Below are 15,679 nucleotides of genomic sequence, written 5' to 3' on the forward strand. Positions count from 1 at the left end.
TCGTACAATAAGCCAATGCCGCACGCTATTTCTAGCGAGCGGCATTGTTTCAAAACGAACCAGATAAAGCCGGCTAATTACTTATCAAGACCATAGACGCCATGCAGCGTGCGGACTGCGAGTTCGGCATAAGGACCATCAATCAGGATCGAGATTTTGATCTCAGACGTGGTGATCGCGCGGATATTGATGCCCTTTTCAGCCAGGGCCTTAAAAGCAGTCGCTGCAACACCGGCATGGCTGCGCATACCGATACCGATTACCGAAATCTTGGCAAGACCGGTTTCCGACTGGATATGATCCGAGCCGATTTCTGCCTTCACTTTATCAAGAACGCGCAGTGCCTTATCAATATCGCCGGTCGGAATCGTAAACGTCATATCGGTTTTCGAACCGTCTTCCGACACATTCTGTACGATCATATCGACATTGATGTGCTCTTCGGCGAGAGGCCCAAAAATCGCTGCCGAGATACCGGGCCGGTCGGCCACACGCCGGAGCGAAATCTGAGCTTCATCCTTCGCATAAGCGATACCTGTGACGACCTGCTGTTCCACGATTTCTTCCTCGTCGCAAATGAGCGTTCCGGGCGGGTTGATCGGATCATCCATGCCCGGTGCATTGGGGTCCGTAAAACTGGAGCGCACGAAGGTGCGAACTTTATGTACCATGGCAAGCTCAACCGAGCGCACCTGAAGAACCTTGGCACCCAGCGAAGCCATTTCCAGCATTTCTTCAAATGTAATGCGGGAAAGGCGCTTTGCCTTCGGTTCAATGCGTGGATCGGTCGTATAAACACCATCGACATCGGTATAGATGTCGCAACGATCGGCCTTTACACCAGCCGCAATCGCGACAGCAGACGTATCCGAACCGCCACGGCCCAGTGTTGCGATGCGGTTATCAGGACCAATGCCCTGGAAACCGGCAACAACGGCAACCTGTCCCATTTCCATGCGACGGATAATTTCAGAGCCGTCGATTTCTTGAATACGGGCTGCACCATGCGCATTGTCTGTCTGGATCGGAATCTGCCAGCCCTGCCACGAACGCGCGTCAACACCAATGGACTGCAACGCAATGGCCAGAAGGCCGCTTGTCACCTGCTCGCCGGAAGCAACAATGGCATCATATTCACGTGCATCGTAAAAAGGCGAGGTGCCACCGGCAACCTTGGGCATGTTCTGCACCCAGCTGACCAGTTCGTTCGTTTTGCCCGACATGGCTGAGACGACAACAGCCACCTGGTTGCCGGCATCGACTTCACGTTTGACGTGGCGCGCCACATTGGAGATGCGTTCCAGATCAGCCACAGAAGTGCCGCCGAATTTCATCACGATGCGCGCCATTTAAGGTTACGTCCCGTCTTTTGCAAAATTACACTTTAGCCTGCCGAAACATTATTTTCTTGCGACAGACAAACCGGGGGTCACATAGCTAAAATGTCGCGCTTCCGCAAGGGTGGGATTCCCGTGAAACAATAATGAAGGCTTTGGAATCAGGAATTTGATTTGATCCTTGACTTTAAAGCGCTACCTTGAGAGCAGAACGGCACATTGCCTTCGCAGGAGATTGACATGACCGAGACTGCCCGCACCACGATTGATGCTTCTGAAATCGAGCATTTTTCGCGCATTGCCGCCGAGTGGTGGAACCCGCAGGGCAAATTTCGTCCACTGCATAAATTCAATCCGACACGCCTTGCCTATATCAAGGAAAAGGTCTGCGAAAAATTCAAGCTTGATGCCAATAGTCCGCGCCCGTTTGAAGGCCTGCGCTTTCTTGATATTGGCTGCGGTGGTGGCCTGTTGTGCGAACCGATGGCGCGCCTTGGTGCAACGGTCATCGGTGCGGATGCATCCGAAACCAATATTGAAGTTGCAAAAATTCACGCGGCCCAAAGCGGCGTTGAAGTCGACTATCGCGCAACCACTGCCGAAGCTCTGGCCGAAGCGGGCGAGAAGTTCGATGTCGTGCTCAACATGGAAGTGGTCGAACACGTCTCTGATGTCGATCTTTTCATGTCTGCGACCAGCGAAATGGTAAAGCCGGGTGGGTTGATGTTTGTTGCCACCATCAACCGCACGTTCAAAGCCTATGGTCTGGCAATCATCGGTGCGGAATATGTGCTGCGCTGGCTTCCGCGCGGCACGCATCAATATGAAAAGCTGGTGCGTCCAGAAGAACTCGAAGCAGCTCTTTGCAAAGCGGGCCTCAATCTGATCGACAAGCTGGGCGTAACCTATAACCCACTTGCCGATAGCTGGAACCGTTCACGCGATACCGATGTGAACTACATGGTTCTTGCGGAACGGCCCGCATGAAACATGTCGCAGAAAAGTGGGAACCGGTTTTCTGATAACGACATGTTTGTACAAAAGAAACAAAGCGCATCGCGCTTTAATCAACGCTTCTGAGCTTTTGTCGTCAGTGCCACACCAAAGGCGATGACGACAGCACCTATCCATGTGAGCAACGGATAGTTTTCGCCCAGAAACAGCGTGCCGGAAATCAGCCCAAGCGCTGCGGCCACATAGCCGATCTGGCTGAGATAAACCGGCCCGCCGACCGCCTGTAAGCGAAAAAACAAAGCAAACATGCCTGCTGCCGCAACCCCTTGCGCCACAGCAGTGAGCGGCGCAAGCGCCAGTGTCTCAATCGGAAAATCGCCGTTAAACAACAACATACCAATCAACAGCATCACAGCCGCGGCCAGATGACTGCCTGAAGCAAGCTCCGTCGGATCAGCATTTTTCGGCCAGTCAAGCGTGCGATAGACATTTCCCATCGCCAGAAACACCGGAATGAGAAGCGCTAATCCAATCCAGAGCGGATCGGCAGGCTTGCCGATTTCGCCACGCGTCATTGCCACCATAATGGCACCGATAAAGCCCACGATAATCCCTGCAATGCCGAGCGCATTGGGGCGACGAAGGCCAAAGCCCATCGAGATCAGAAGCGTGATCACCGGCGACAGCGTGTACATGATGCCGGTAAATCCGGCTCCAAGTCGCGGAATCGCCGACAGGATCAGCAGATTAGGAGCCGCATAGGAAATCGCAGCCGTACAAATGTAATAGCGCAACCTGTGGCCGGAAATGCCGACCCGCTTTTTGCTCAAAAGCAAAGCCACAAGCAGAATAACTCCGGCACTGGCTGAAAACAAAAATGTCCAGATTGTCGGCGGAACCCCCGCTTCAGCGGCGATTTTTCCAAGAGGCAAAATAAGCCCCAGAAGCGTGCCTGTGGCAAGCAGCAAGAAAGGCGCGGAATCCATCAGTTTCATGCGCCATATCCTCTCACGCAATCAAAGTCTTTAAGTATCAGTTTTTATCTTCCGGGAAGACAGGCAATGGCATCACATCGACGCCATCTTCAATGAGAGAATGAACGTCTTCTTTGGACGCTTCTCCGTAAATGCCCCGCGCTTCGGTTTCACCAAAGTGGATTTTACGCGCTTCTTCCGCAAATTTATCGCCAACATAATCCGCATTTTCGCGAACCTTGCGGCTCAACGCGCGCATTTGTTCAAGCGCCTGCTTCTGCGCCTCACCGAGGGCAATCGCCACCTGCTCTTTTGAGCGGCTGGTGGAGACGGCAGGCGCCATCAGCGATTTTCGAATTTCAGGCGAATTGCAGACAGGGCAAGAGACGAGTTTGCGCTCCGACTGCCGATCGAAGTCGGCATTGTCACGAAACCAGCCTTCAAATTCATGGCCGTGATCGCAATGAAGCGAAAAGCGGATCATGGATTATACGTCCTCTTTCTCTTGAACAACCTTCACAGAAAACTCACGTGCATTCTTGAGGTTCGGAACCTTGGCGCGTGCGGCGGCACTCTCGCTCACATCAATATCGGCAACAATGACACCCGGCTCATCATGCGCCGCTTCTGCCAAGACCTTGCCCCAAGGGGAAACGATCAGCGAATGCCCATAGGTCTCGCGACCATCCTCATGCACACCACCTTGCGCAGCCGAAATCAGGAACGCGCCATTTTCAATCGCACGCGCACGCTGCAAAACATGCCAGTGCGCTTCACCGGTCTGACGCGTGAATGCAGCAGGCCCGGTAATCACATTGGCGCCTGCCAGCGCCTGCGCACGAAACAGTTGCGGAAAACGGATATCATAGCACACCGCCATGCCAACATGAGCAAAAGGCAGTTCGGCAATCACCGTTTCCTTGCCCGGCTCATAGGTTGCTGATTCGCGCCAGCTTTCGCCGTTGTCGAGATCAACATCGAACATATGCACCTTGTCATAGGTTGCGATCTTCTCACCCGATGGCGCAAAGATGCCGCCACGATTGGCAATCTTGCCGTCACCGGCGGCAATCGCCGTCGAACCAATATGCAGATAAATGCCGTACTTCTTTGCAAGTTCTGACGCGGCCTTAAAGACCAGATCTTCCTTTTCATCGCGCAGACTTGCAAAAAGCGCTGCACGATCACGCATCAGCGCGCCGGTCATTTCCGGGGTCTGCACATAGTGAGCACCCTTTGCCGCAGCATCGGAAACCAGTTTTTCCATCGCCTCGACATTGCGGGCCACATCCGTGCCCGAACGCATCTGAACCGCAGCAGCGCGAAAAGTGCTCATAAGTGTCTCCCCCTTCATAATCTTAATTCAGTTCGCCAGTCGCAAGCAGACCATCAAGCTTGCCTGCATTATCGAGAGCAAACAGATCATCGCAACCGCCCACATGCACCGAACCGACAAAAATCTGCGGGAAGGTATTGCGGCCCGAACGCTGCTGCATTTCCGCACGCAGTTCAGGTGTAGCGCCTGCATTAATTTCGCTAAACGCAACGCCCTTGTTCTTCAAAAGACCGACTGCACGCGTGCAATATGGGCAGCCAGGGCGGGTATAGATGGTGACATCAGTCATGTAAAACTCCATTCGTTGGCCTCTATATAATGGCAAAACAACGATCTGGAAGCCCCTGATGCGTTCACGAATCCGGTAGAACCCGGCTGAATGTCAGCACATCCACGCTTTTTGCGCCACCGCGCAAGAGCGCACGTGTTGCAGCTTTCGCCGTTGATCCTGTCGTATAAACATCATCGATCAACAAGACCCTCCGTCCGCGCACATGAATATCGTGCTCCTTTGGCACGCGGAAAGCACCGTCGACATTGCGCTTTCGCTCTTTCAAACCAAGCCCGATCTGCTGATTTGTCTGACGAATACGCCTTATGGCCTGTGGTTCATAAGGCTTGCCACTGAGTTGCGCCAAGCTGCGCGCCAGCTCTGCCGACTGGTTAAACCGCCGCGACCAGAAACGCCATTTGTGCAACGGCACCGGCAAAATGACATCGCACTCATCCAGCAATTCCCGTCCGGCACGCTGCATCCAGCGTGCCATCCATGATGCTAAATCCGTGCGGTCATGAAACTTAAGCGAGACAGCCATGCGCTGCGCAGCCCCTCTGTGAAGCACCGCAGAGCGCAGACGCCGAAACGGCGGCGGATTGGCGATTGCTTCCGCGCTCATGAAATTCTCGCCAAAATCATGATTAAACGGAATGCCAAGCACCGGGCAGTAAGGCTTTTCGATAAACCGCAGCTGTGACCAGCACTCAGGGCAAAGCGTTCCGGGTTCGGAAACCTCTATGCGGCAACCGATACAGCTTGCTGGAAACAGAATATCCGCAGAACGGCGCAAACCAACACGCACCGCGTTAAACGCCGTCGTTTTCAGCCTCAACACCAAGCTTTGATGCGACCTGTCGTCATCAACCATTGCATTCGCCCCCGTTCGAATGCATCTACGCCCTTATCCATATTACCGACGCATATCCGAAAGAGAAGACGGAATCGCAATGGCAGCCCCCTCATCCGCTCAATCGTCAGAAAATGCGATTTTTGATCGCGACCTCCAGCTGGCGTTCCGCCGCCGCGCTTTCAGGCATGCTGTGAAGGGTGCAGACTTTTTGTTGCGCAGAGTGGCTGACGATCTGGAAGACCGGCTTGCTGCTGTCGAGCGCCACTTCTCCGTTGCCATTGATCTTGCCGGTCACAACGGTCTTGCAGCAGGCGCTCTTGCTCATTCAGGCAAAGCAGACATGATTTTACGCATCGAACGCGATGCAGCTTTTCTCTCCGGTCCTTTTCCGGCCATTGTCGCCGATGAAGAAGCCCTGCCACTGAAACCCCAAAGTGCCGATCTGATTGTTTCACTGCTGTCGCTGCATTCAACCAATGATACGCCGGGCGCCATGATACAAATCGCCCGCGCGTTGAAACCGGATGGCCTGTTTCTTGCTGCACTCAGCGGCAATGGAACATTGGGCGAATTGCGGGAAAGCCTTTTGCAGGCGGAAATTGAACTGACGGGTGGCGCAAGTCCGCGCATATTCCCTTTTGCAGATGTGCGTGATGTCGGCGGTCTTTTGCAACGCGCAGGTTTTGCGCTGCCGGTAACAGACGTGGATAATGTGACGGTCCGCTATGACAGCATTTTCAACCTGATGGCCGATCTGCGCGCCATGGGCATGCAGAATGTGTTGCGCGATCGCTCGCGCAAACCAGTCTCGAAAAAACTGTTCCTGCGTGCAGCAGAAATTTATGCCGAGCGGTTCAGCGATCCCGATGGGCGTATTCGTGCAACCTTCTCGACAGTCTGGCTGTCAGGCTGGGCACCACATGAATCGCAGCAAAAGCCATTAAAGCCCGGCTCTGCCAAGGCTTCACTGGCCGATGCATTAAAGAATGTGGAATGAATCTTTCAGCAGTCGCCACTATGCGTGCCATCTGGATCAATCACGCAGATTGGGCGAACGGGTGCCTTGCGGGCGACGTAAGTGTCACGCTTGACTGATCCGGTCATGGTGCGATCGACACCGGCAGGCAGTACTGATTGCGATGCAACCTTGTTTGCCTGATCGTCTAAAACCGGAACAATAATCAACGCCAACGCGACCGCAGCCGACCCAAACAGCAAGACAACGCGTAAAATGCTGCCGCCCGCTTTTGAGAGTGGGCCCGGCTTATATTCGTTATGATCTGCACTAAAATAATTGTTGTCAAAACTCATGACATAAACTCCGAGGCACTTGTTTTAAACAATGCCGCAGCGGAGTGAATCATCGATTAACGCAGAAGGTTAACGTCAACGATTTGTCAGCTATTTTGAAGCTTTCCACAGGCTCAAAGCAGATCAATCAAAAACGGGATCAGCGGCTCATCGGCTGGCGGCATCGGATAATCGCGCATATCCTTCGGACGCACCCATTTCAGGGCTTGTCCTTCCAGCCCTTGCGCAACACCTTCAAAGCGACGGCAGACATAAAGCGGCATCAGAAGATGAAAATCATCATATGTGTGGCTGGCAAAGGTCAGCGGCGCCAGACAGGCCACCTTGGTCGTCACGCCAATTTCTTCTTCGAGTTCACGGATCAGCGTTTCTTCCGGCGTTTCACCAGCTTCGACCTTGCCTCCGGGAAACTCCCAGAGACCTGCCAGAGACTTGCCTTGCGGGCGCTGCGCGAGAAGCACACGCCCATCAGCATCCACAAGCGCGCAGGCGGCCACCAGCACGATGCGCCGGGCTTTTATCTCGCTCATTTCTCATTGCTCTCCCGATAAGCGTAACGATAGGCTTCCTGAAAGCCAAAGCGCTCGTAAAGCGCCAGTCCGGCAACATTATCCGCCTCAATCTGAAGCCAGGCTTTTTGGGCACCGAGTTGCTTTGCCCATTTGAGCGTCGCGCCGATGATAGCGCGACCATGACCGGCGCGGCGTGCATCCGGCAAAGTCCCAACATCGAACAGCCCCGCCATGACACCATCCTGCACGCAAAGCACATTGGAGACCGCCCGTCCGTCCTCTTCGAGAATAAACATACCCTTGTTGGGGCGAATGCCATCCAGCAGCTCGCAGAAACCCGGACGAAGTTCAGCGGGGCGCCCGTGAATGATGAGCGAAGCCTCGACGAAGCGGCCAATATCTTTGAGCGGAATCTGATCGCGCTCCTGCGAGAGATCAATATCATCCAGATTGGAAGTCATGACGATGGTTTCATCGCGACGCTCCCATCCCAGACCTTCAAGATAATCTTCAAGCTCGACAGGTGCGAGTGGCGAAAGCCTGAAACACGGCACCCGTCCGTAAACGCGAAAACGCTGCGATGCCTGTTCGATACGCGCCGGAATATCGCGCGTATCACCCGGATCAAGCGGATTAACCGAATTGAGCCGCTTTGAAGGATGTGCAGCCGTCATGCGTATCGCCCACGTTCCGTCATAATGAACGGACGTGGCAGGCCATGCGCGAAAGCCAACGGCCTCCAGCTGGCGAACGATAGCAAGATTTGACATATTCAAACTCTCTCCAAGCTTAGCTGCGATAGTCGCCGTTGATCGCCACATATTCCTTGGTCAGATCGCAGGTCCAGACGGTCGCCTTGCCCTTCCCGATCCCCAGATCGACGCGAATGAGAATATCCTCGCCCTGCATATAAGCAGACGTTGCCTCTTCCGAATAAGCCGGATCGCGTTCGCCCTGATGCGCCACGCGAATATCGCCAAACCAGATCGCCAGCAGATCGCGATCAGCCGGTTCACCCGCTTTACCAACAGCCATGACCACACGGCCCCAATTGGCATCTTCACCGGCAACCGCCGTTTTGACCAAGGGTGAATTGGCAATTGAAAGCGCGATTTTCTTCGCAGAAGCGGCGGACTTTGCACCGCTCACTTCAATTTCGATCATCTTGCGCGCACCTTCGCCATCACGCACGACCTGAAGTGCCAGCGACTTCAAAACGCGCGCCAGCGCCTTTTTGAAATCACCCAGACGCTTGTCGGAAGCATCGGTAATTTCGGGTGCACCGCGTTCTGCAGCCGATCCTGTTGCAAACAGCATCAGCGTATCAGAAGTGGATGTATCACTATCAACTGTTACCGCATTGAACGTCGAACCAACGCCCTTGGAAAGCAGGCTCTGCAAGACATCCGCCTTGATCGGTGCATCGGTAACGACAAAAGAAAGCATGGTTGCCATGTCAGGTGCGATCATGCCCGCACCCTTGGCAATGCCATTGATCGTCACCGGAACCTGGCCGAGCAGCACCGTTTCGGTCGCCACTTTCGGATAAGTATCGGTTGTCATGATGGCCTTGGCGGCTTCTGTCCAGAGATCGTCGCTGGCAGATTTTGCCATGTCACCCAGAAGACCCGAGAACTTCGACGCATCCAGCGGCTCGCCGATCACACCGGTGGAGGCAAGAAACACATCTGTCGTCTTGCATCCAACAGCCTTGGCGGCAGCCTCTGCGGTTGCTTGCGTGGCCGCCCGACCTTTGAGACCTGTGAAGGCATTGGCATTGCCTGAATTGACCACAACCGCACGCGCCTTGCCATGCACCAGGTTCTGGCGGCAGAAATCAACCGGTGCAGACGGGCAGAGCGAACGGGTGAAAACACCGGCTGCCTCCGCAGGCTTGTCAAAGACCATCAGCATGACATCCGTGCGGCCCTTATATTTGATACCGGCTGCAGCCGTCGCGATGCGGACGCCGTGAATAACAGGCATGGATGGATAATGTTTGGGGGCGAGCGGTGATACGGACGCAGACATGATTGCCTCTGAACAGATGCGATTTGATTCTGTCGCATTGGAAAGGTTTGCAGCACAAAATCAAGCTTTAACTAACGTTCAACAAAAAACGCCCCGGACTTCCGGGGCGCTTTGTGAATTCATAATTTACTGCTGTGGTTGAGCGGCATCAGGCGAATCGCCTTTATCCGCCGCTTCCTGAGCGGCGGCCGCTTCCTTCATCGCTTTATCGACGGCAGGATCCTTATATTCGATCTTCAAGCCATCGCGCAGCTTCTTGACGGCCTCGACATAACGCTCACGCATGATGATCGAACGAATCTGGTCGGAAACCTGATCAAATGCCGGCGGCTGCTTGGTGCGGCGATCTTCAAGCTGAATGACGTGGAAGCCAAACTGCGTCTGCACCGGCTCCTTGGTGTATTCACCCGGCTTGAGGGCAAAAGCGGCCTTTTCAAATTCCGGAACCATCTGGCCTTCGGAGAAATAACCAAGATCACCACCATTGGCGGCAGTGCCATCGGTGGAGTTTTCTTTGGCGAGATCTTCAAACTTCGCACCACCTTCAAGCTTCTTGATGATGGCTTCCGCTTCTTCCTTGGTCTTGACGAGAATGTGACGAGCACGCACTTCAGTCTGTGGAGGAATGGCCGCGATTTCCTTGTCGTAACGCGCACGAACATCGGCATCGGAAATCTTGTCGACAATCGCATCCTTGAAATATTCATTGTGCAGAGCACGTTCACGCAGGAATTCCATGCGCTTCTTGAAATCCTCGCTCTGATCGAGCTTTTCTTTCACGGCTTCTCCAGCCATCGCCTTGATGTCGATGAGCGCTGCAAGAGCGGCCAGACGGCGCTGCTCGGCTGGAAGACGTGCAAACTGCGGATCAAGATCCCCTGCAGCCTGATCAACGTCACCGACAGTAATGTCCTTACCGCCGACGGTGGCCAGAACCTTTGCCGGATCTTCGGAAGCAGCCGCAGACTGTGCTGCCTCTGCGGGTTTCGCTGCATCCTGTGCAAAGACAGCCGAACTGGAAAAACCAGCGAGTGCAACCGAGGTTGCAAGAACGGCAAGTGCCTTGCGATAAGGGGCTTTGAGAATGGCTTTCATATGAGATTCTCTCCTTCGAGACCACCTAACGGCCCCATTAATGCGGCAGAATTTGGCCCTGAAACACACTTATTAGTGAGAAAAGACAGGTTTTCCGTCTTATCGAGCAACATTGACATCGCTCGAAGCCCCTCTTATCTGTCCTTCGTCTTGTCGTCCAGTAAGCGACCGGGCGAATTGCGCTAAAACGCGCCGTTTCTGGCAGCGTTGACAGCGTAGTTTTCTTGCATTTGTTTCAATACGCGTGAATAAAGCATTCGACAAAGCATTATCAGCAAAAGTGCGCAGCGGTTTTGCGTTCGAAAATGCGACAAAACAAAGAGTTAGAGCCTTTCGCGAATTTCGGTGAAATCGAGAGAGGCCATGACGCCGGAAGCGCTTCCGGCTGAACGGACAGGAAAGGACCAGGAATGGTCAGCTTTGGCGGCCTCGCCCGCAAGATATTCGGTTCATCCAACGACCGCCATGTGAAATCATTGCGCGTTCGTGCGGAACAGATTACTGCGCTTGAGAAGAATTACGAAGCCCTAACCGACGAACAGCTACAGGCGAAGACTGCGGAATTCCGTGCAGAACTCGCTCAGGGCAAAAAGCTGGATGCACTGCTTCCCGACGCTTTTGCAACGGCGCGTGAAGCGGCCAAGCGTGTGCTCGGTATGCGCCCGTTCGATGTCCAGCTGATCGGCGGCATGGTTCTGCACGAACGCGGTATCGCCGAAATGCGCACCGGTGAAGGCAAGACGCTGATGGCAACGCTGCCTGTCTACCTCAACGCTCTTGAAGGCAAGGGCGTGCATGTGGTGACAGTCAATGATTACCTTGCCAGCCGCGATGCCGAAACCATGGGAAAGCTTTATAACTTCCTGGGGCTGACCGTCGGTGTCATCAAGCACGGCCTCGATGACAATGAGCGTCAGGCTGCTTACGCCTGTGACATCACCTACGCCACCAACAACGAACTCGGTTTCGATTATCTGCGCGATAATATGAAATATGAGCGTGGCCAGATGGTGCAGCGCGGTCACAACTACGCCATCGTCGACGAAGTGGATTCGATCCTCATCGACGAAGCACGCACCCCGCTGATTATTTCCGGCCCGCTGGAGGATCGTTCAGACTTTTACAATCTCATCGACACATTCATTCCGGCACTTGAGCCGGAAGATTTTGAAATCGATGAAAAACAGAAGACCGCAATCTTCACCGAAGTCGGAACTGAAAAGGTTGAGCAGCTTCTGGAAGCTGCTGGCCATCTCAAAGGCGAAAGCCTCTACGACATCGAAAATGTTTCGGTTGTTCATCACCTCAACAATGCCCTTCGCGCGCACAAGCTGTTCCAGCGTGACAAGGACTATATCGTCCGCAATGATGAAATCATCATCATTGACGAATTCACCGGCCGCATGATGCCGGGCCGCCGCTTCTCGGAAGGTCTGCATCAGGCACTGGAAGCCAAGGAACATGTGACCATCCAGCCTGAAAATCAGACGCTGGCTTCGATCACCTTCCAGAACTACTTCCGCATGTATACCAAGCTCTCCGGCATGACCGGTACGGCTGCCACGGAAGCGGAAGAGTTCGGCAATATTTACAGTCTCGACGTTCTTGAAATTCCGACCAACCTGCCGGTCAAGCGCATTGATGAAGACGACGAAGTCTATCGCACCGTCGAAGAGAAATACAAAGCCATCGTGCGTGACATTCGCGCCTCCCACGAAAAAGGCCAGCCTGTTCTTGTCGGCACGACTTCGATTGAAAAGTCGGAACTTCTGGCTGAGCGCCTGCGCAAAGACGGCATCAAAGACTTCCAGGTTCTCAACGCCCGTTACCATGAGCAGGAAGCTTTCATCATTGCACAGGCCGGTGTTCCGGGTGCAATTACGATTGCCACCAATATGGCTGGTCGCGGTACGGATATTCAGCTTGGCGGCAATCTTGAAATGCGCGTGCAGCGCGAGCTTTCAGATGTACCGGAAGGTCCCGAACGCACTGCCAAAATTGCCGAACTCAAGGCCGATATTGCAAGGCTGAAGGAAAAGGCACTGGCTGCAGGCGGCCTGTATGTTCTTGCCACAGAACGCCATGAAAGCCGCCGCATCGATAACCAGCTGCGCGGTCGTTCCGGCCGTCAGGGCGATCCGGGCCGTTCAAAATTCTTCCTGTCGCTTCAGGATGATTTGATGCGTATCTTCGGCTCCGACCGTATGGACGGCATGCTGCAGAAGCTGGGTCTCAAGGAAGACGAAGCGATCGTGCATCCATGGATCAACAAGGCGCTTGAAAAGGCGCAGACCAAGGTGGAAGCGCGGAACTTCGAAATCCGCAAGAACCTGCTCAAATACGATGACGTGATGAATGATCAGCGTAAGGTAATCTTCGAGCAGCGCCTTGAAATCATGGACGACGAAGACCTGACCGATACCGTTGCGGAGATGCGTCACGAAGTGATCGAAGATATGGTCGCGCTTCGGATCCCGAAAGATGCTTACGCTGAAAAATGGGATATTGCCGGCCTCAAGGACGACATTCTCACCAAGTTGAACCTCGCTCTTCCTGTGGACGAATGGGCCAAGGAAGAAGGTATCGCCGAAGAAGAGTTTGAAGCCCGGATCAAGGAAGCCGCGGACAAGGCCGCAGCCGAGAAGGCAGAACGCTTCGGCCCGCAGATCATGACATACATCGAAAAGTCAGTGATCATGCAGTCACTCGATAACCTCTGGCGCGAACATCTGGTCAATCTCGACCATTTACGTTCGGTCGTTGGTTTCCGTGGCTATGCACAGCGCGATCCGCTGAACGAGTACAAGACGGAAGGCTTCGAACTGTTTCAGGCCCTGCTTGCAAACCTGCGTGAAGTGGTCATTACCCAGCTGATGCGCGTCGAAATCGTGCGCGAAGCCCCACCAGAGCCCGAGCTTCCGCCAATGACTGGCGTCCACATCGATGGAACCACCGGCGAGAATGATTTTGATGAGAATTCATGGGCCGAACATCAGCAGGATGAGCGTATCATTCCCGCCAGTGAACGCGATCCCGCCGATCCAAGGACCTGGGGCAAGATCAGCCGCAACGAAGCCTGCCCGTGCGGCTCTGGCAAGAAATACAAGCATTGCCACGGCGCGTTTGACTAAGCCACGCCCGAAACATGCTCCTTAAAACCAAAACCCGGCGCACAATCGCCGGGTTTTTATTATAAGCATCATGGTAGTCCGCCTTGTTAATTAGAAATTGCGAAATCACCGATATATTCACGAAGTAATTACCATTTCAAAATTTTGGCTTCACTTTCACACAGGAGGCCTTTTCTTTTTACCTTTATAAAGAACTGGCATCTAATGTTCAGCCATCGCAGGCCGAAAAATACGGGATGCGGTAAAACGGTGATCCTTCAGAAGATCACCGGAAAGAATGGGCCTGAAATAAAGGTCGCAACAAACAGGGTTGGCAACAAGTGCGTTTATCTGCCGCGAATGCAGCAAGCCGGAATTTATCTGGCAGGATCGCAACGAAACATCGTTCTGTGACAGGGCGGGTCGATCGTGTTTTGCTGTTTCCAAGGACGTCGATGCGCGCTCAGCGTTTATCGCTGCTGGCGGTGTTCATGCGCTTTGCAATGGCAGCAAATGCCCGCAGCAATACCTCTGAGGAGAGTTTGTAATGGCAGCAAAACCTTTGCTCGAGGAATCCGCAGGTGGACACACCGCACGCATTATTTCGCAACTCTCTGAAACACTGCCTGCCAGGGATGCGACCAAACGGCTGGAGGAAAGCCTTAGCAGCCGCGCCATTCCGCGCAAGCTCGCAATCTATGGCGCATCCGCAGGCTTTGAACTGCGCGACGAGCTTGATCATCTGAGCAACCGAACAATAGAGCCGAACATCTTCTTTAATGCACGCTTTCTCGCGCCCGCTATGCCGCGCCTTGAAGATCGCGAAGTGCGCTTCATGGTTATGCGTGACGAAAATGACGTGCGCAGCCGCCTGCGTTTCGTCATGCCTTATACGATTGAGCGCCCCGGCTTTCCCCTGTCATCGCCCGTTATTCGCGCATGGGCCACACCATTTGGCCCTCAGGGCACTCCGCTAATCGATCATGACGATCCTTTGGGCGTTCTTGAAGATCTGTTCGATATTCTGGCCCGCGATCATATCAAAATGCCGGAAGTGCTTGTACTGCCAGAAATGCGCGCTGACGGCCCGGTTGCAAAACTGATCCGTTCCGTGGCTGTCGGACGGCAATTGCCGATTGTCTCCATTGAGCGAAAAGAGCGGCCATTCCTTAAGAGCGATCTTGATGGTGAGACCTATGTCAAGCAAGCCATTGGCCCGCATCATCGCCGCGAATATGCCCGGCTGTGGCGTCGTCTTGCCGAGAAAGGCGAACTCGCCTATCGCATCGCAAGAAAGCCTGACGAAGTGCGCCACACATTCGAGCATTTTCTGACGCTTGAAGCGAGCGGCTGGAAAGGGCGGCGCGGCACGGCCATGGCGGTCGACCGTTTCCGCGCGGCTTTCGCACGTGAGGCGGTCAACAATCTGGCCGAGCGCGATTGCGTGCGCATCCACACACTTGAATTCAATGGTCGCGTGATTGCGATCCTGATCGTCTTCACGGTTTCAGGCGAAGCATGGACCTGGAAAACGGCCTTTGATGAAACGCTTCAAGCCTATTCGCCCGGCATGCTGCTGATGATTGAAGTGGTGAAAAACCATCTCGAAGACCCCAACATCACACGCACCGATTCCTGTGCGGTGCCCGACCACCCGGTTATGTCGCGCTTGTTTGAGGAGCGTGAAACCATTGAAACGCTTGTTGTCGGACTTCATCCGGGCGCAGACAAGCATGTTCGTCAGGCGGCGGCGCAAATTCATCTTTATCAGCGCACGCGCAATCTCACCCGGATTATTCGAAATAGAATCCGCAATTTTACCGATCGGAAATAAAAGTCACATTTACTTGAGAAATCAAAAAGCTGTGCTATCATTTGTTTCAGGAGAGCGC

At 53.9% G+C, this 15,679-nt stretch carries 15 protein-coding genes; 4 read left to right on the plus strand and 11 right to left on the minus strand.

Features of this window, described 5'->3' with window-relative positions:
* Positions 1–77: 77 nt before the first annotated feature.
* Entirely contained in the window at positions 78–1,349 is a 1,272-nt protein-coding gene (locus tag ABE530_RS12505; RefSeq protein ID WP_265986913.1) for an aspartate kinase, read from the minus strand.
* Between the two features lie 228 nt (positions 1,350–1,577).
* Between ABE530_RS12505 and ubiG the strand changes: the two genes are divergently transcribed.
* Positions 1,578–2,324, plus strand: a complete 747-nt coding sequence (gene ubiG / locus ABE530_RS12510; protein WP_499694721.1) for a bifunctional 2-polyprenyl-6-hydroxyphenol methylase/3-demethylubiquinol 3-O-methyltransferase UbiG — start codon at positions 1,578–1,580, stop codon at positions 2,322–2,324.
* An 80-nt stretch (positions 2,325–2,404) separates the two neighbouring features.
* On the opposite strand, the gene ABE530_RS12515 is transcribed toward ubiG, so the two are convergent.
* From ABE530_RS12515 to ABE530_RS12535, 5 genes are all read right to left on the minus strand, one after another.
* Positions 2,405–3,286 carry a DMT family transporter gene (locus ABE530_RS12515; RefSeq protein WP_499694722.1) on the minus strand — a complete coding sequence of 294 codons (882 nt, stop codon included), beginning with the start codon at positions 3,284–3,286 and terminating at the stop codon, positions 2,405–2,407.
* Between the two features lie 37 nt (positions 3,287–3,323).
* Complete coding sequence (locus ABE530_RS12520; protein ID WP_265986917.1) at positions 3,324–3,749, minus strand: DUF1178 family protein; 426 nt, start codon at positions 3,747–3,749, stop codon at positions 3,324–3,326.
* Between the two features lie 3 nt (positions 3,750–3,752).
* On the minus strand, positions 3,753–4,601 hold the full coding sequence (locus ABE530_RS12525) for a carbon-nitrogen hydrolase family protein (protein ID WP_265986918.1): 849 nt from the start codon (positions 4,599–4,601) through the stop codon (positions 3,753–3,755).
* 22 nt (positions 4,602–4,623) lie between these two features.
* The gene (grxC, locus tag ABE530_RS12530) at positions 4,624–4,890 is read right to left on the minus strand and encodes a glutaredoxin 3 (RefSeq protein ID WP_499694723.1); all 267 of its coding nucleotides are present in this window, start codon (positions 4,888–4,890) and stop codon (positions 4,624–4,626) included.
* A gap of 64 nt (positions 4,891–4,954) precedes the next feature.
* Positions 4,955–5,746 carry a ComF family protein gene (locus ABE530_RS12535; RefSeq protein ID WP_499694724.1) on the minus strand — a complete coding sequence of 264 codons (792 nt, stop codon included), beginning with the start codon at positions 5,744–5,746 and terminating at the stop codon, positions 4,955–4,957.
* A 79-nt stretch (positions 5,747–5,825) separates the two neighbouring features.
* Between ABE530_RS12535 and ABE530_RS12540 the strand changes: the two genes are divergently transcribed.
* A complete protein-coding gene (locus tag ABE530_RS12540; RefSeq protein ID WP_265986921.1) occupies positions 5,826–6,725 on the plus strand; it encodes a methyltransferase domain-containing protein in 900 nt (299 codons plus the stop codon).
* 5 nt (positions 6,726–6,730) lie between these two features.
* On the opposite strand, the gene ABE530_RS12545 is transcribed toward ABE530_RS12540, so the two are convergent.
* From ABE530_RS12545 to ABE530_RS12565, 5 genes are all read right to left on the minus strand, one after another.
* Positions 6,731–7,039, minus strand: coding sequence for a hypothetical protein (locus ABE530_RS12545; RefSeq protein WP_499694725.1), 309 nt, complete (start codon positions 7,037–7,039; stop codon positions 6,731–6,733).
* Between the two features lie 113 nt (positions 7,040–7,152).
* On the minus strand, positions 7,153–7,569 hold the full coding sequence (locus tag ABE530_RS12550; protein WP_265986923.1) for a (deoxy)nucleoside triphosphate pyrophosphohydrolase: 417 nt from the start codon (positions 7,567–7,569) through the stop codon (positions 7,153–7,155).
* Positions 7,566–8,321 (minus strand): GNAT family N-acetyltransferase, encoded by a 756-nt coding sequence (locus ABE530_RS12555; protein ID WP_265986925.1) that lies wholly within the window; start codon positions 8,319–8,321, stop codon positions 7,566–7,568. The genes ABE530_RS12550 and ABE530_RS12555 overlap by 4 nt, the downstream gene beginning before the upstream one ends.
* A gap of 19 nt (positions 8,322–8,340) precedes the next feature.
* Entirely contained in the window at positions 8,341–9,582 is a 1,242-nt protein-coding gene (argJ, locus tag ABE530_RS12560; RefSeq protein ID WP_499694726.1) for a bifunctional glutamate N-acetyltransferase/amino-acid acetyltransferase ArgJ, read from the minus strand.
* A gap of 126 nt (positions 9,583–9,708) precedes the next feature.
* Complete coding sequence (locus ABE530_RS12565) at positions 9,709–10,677, minus strand: peptidylprolyl isomerase (RefSeq protein ID WP_265986929.1); 969 nt, start codon at positions 10,675–10,677, stop codon at positions 9,709–9,711.
* 410 nt (positions 10,678–11,087) lie between these two features.
* Between ABE530_RS12565 and secA the strand changes: the two genes are divergently transcribed.
* The gene (secA, locus tag ABE530_RS12570; protein ID WP_265986930.1) at positions 11,088–13,808 is read left to right on the plus strand and encodes a preprotein translocase subunit SecA; all 2,721 of its coding nucleotides are present in this window, start codon (positions 11,088–11,090) and stop codon (positions 13,806–13,808) included.
* A gap of 526 nt (positions 13,809–14,334) precedes the next feature.
* Positions 14,335–15,621: a type IV secretion system effector crotonyl transferase BspF gene (gene bspF / locus ABE530_RS12575; protein WP_499694727.1), complete on the plus strand. Its 1,287-nt coding sequence runs from the start codon at positions 14,335–14,337 to the stop codon at positions 15,619–15,621.
* Positions 15,622–15,679: the final 58 nt, after the last annotated feature.

It is taken from the genome of Brucella sp. TWI559, assembly GCF_039674265.1.
In the GTDB taxonomy this organism is placed as follows: Bacteria; Pseudomonadota; Alphaproteobacteria; order Rhizobiales; family Rhizobiaceae; genus Brucella; species Brucella chromiisoli.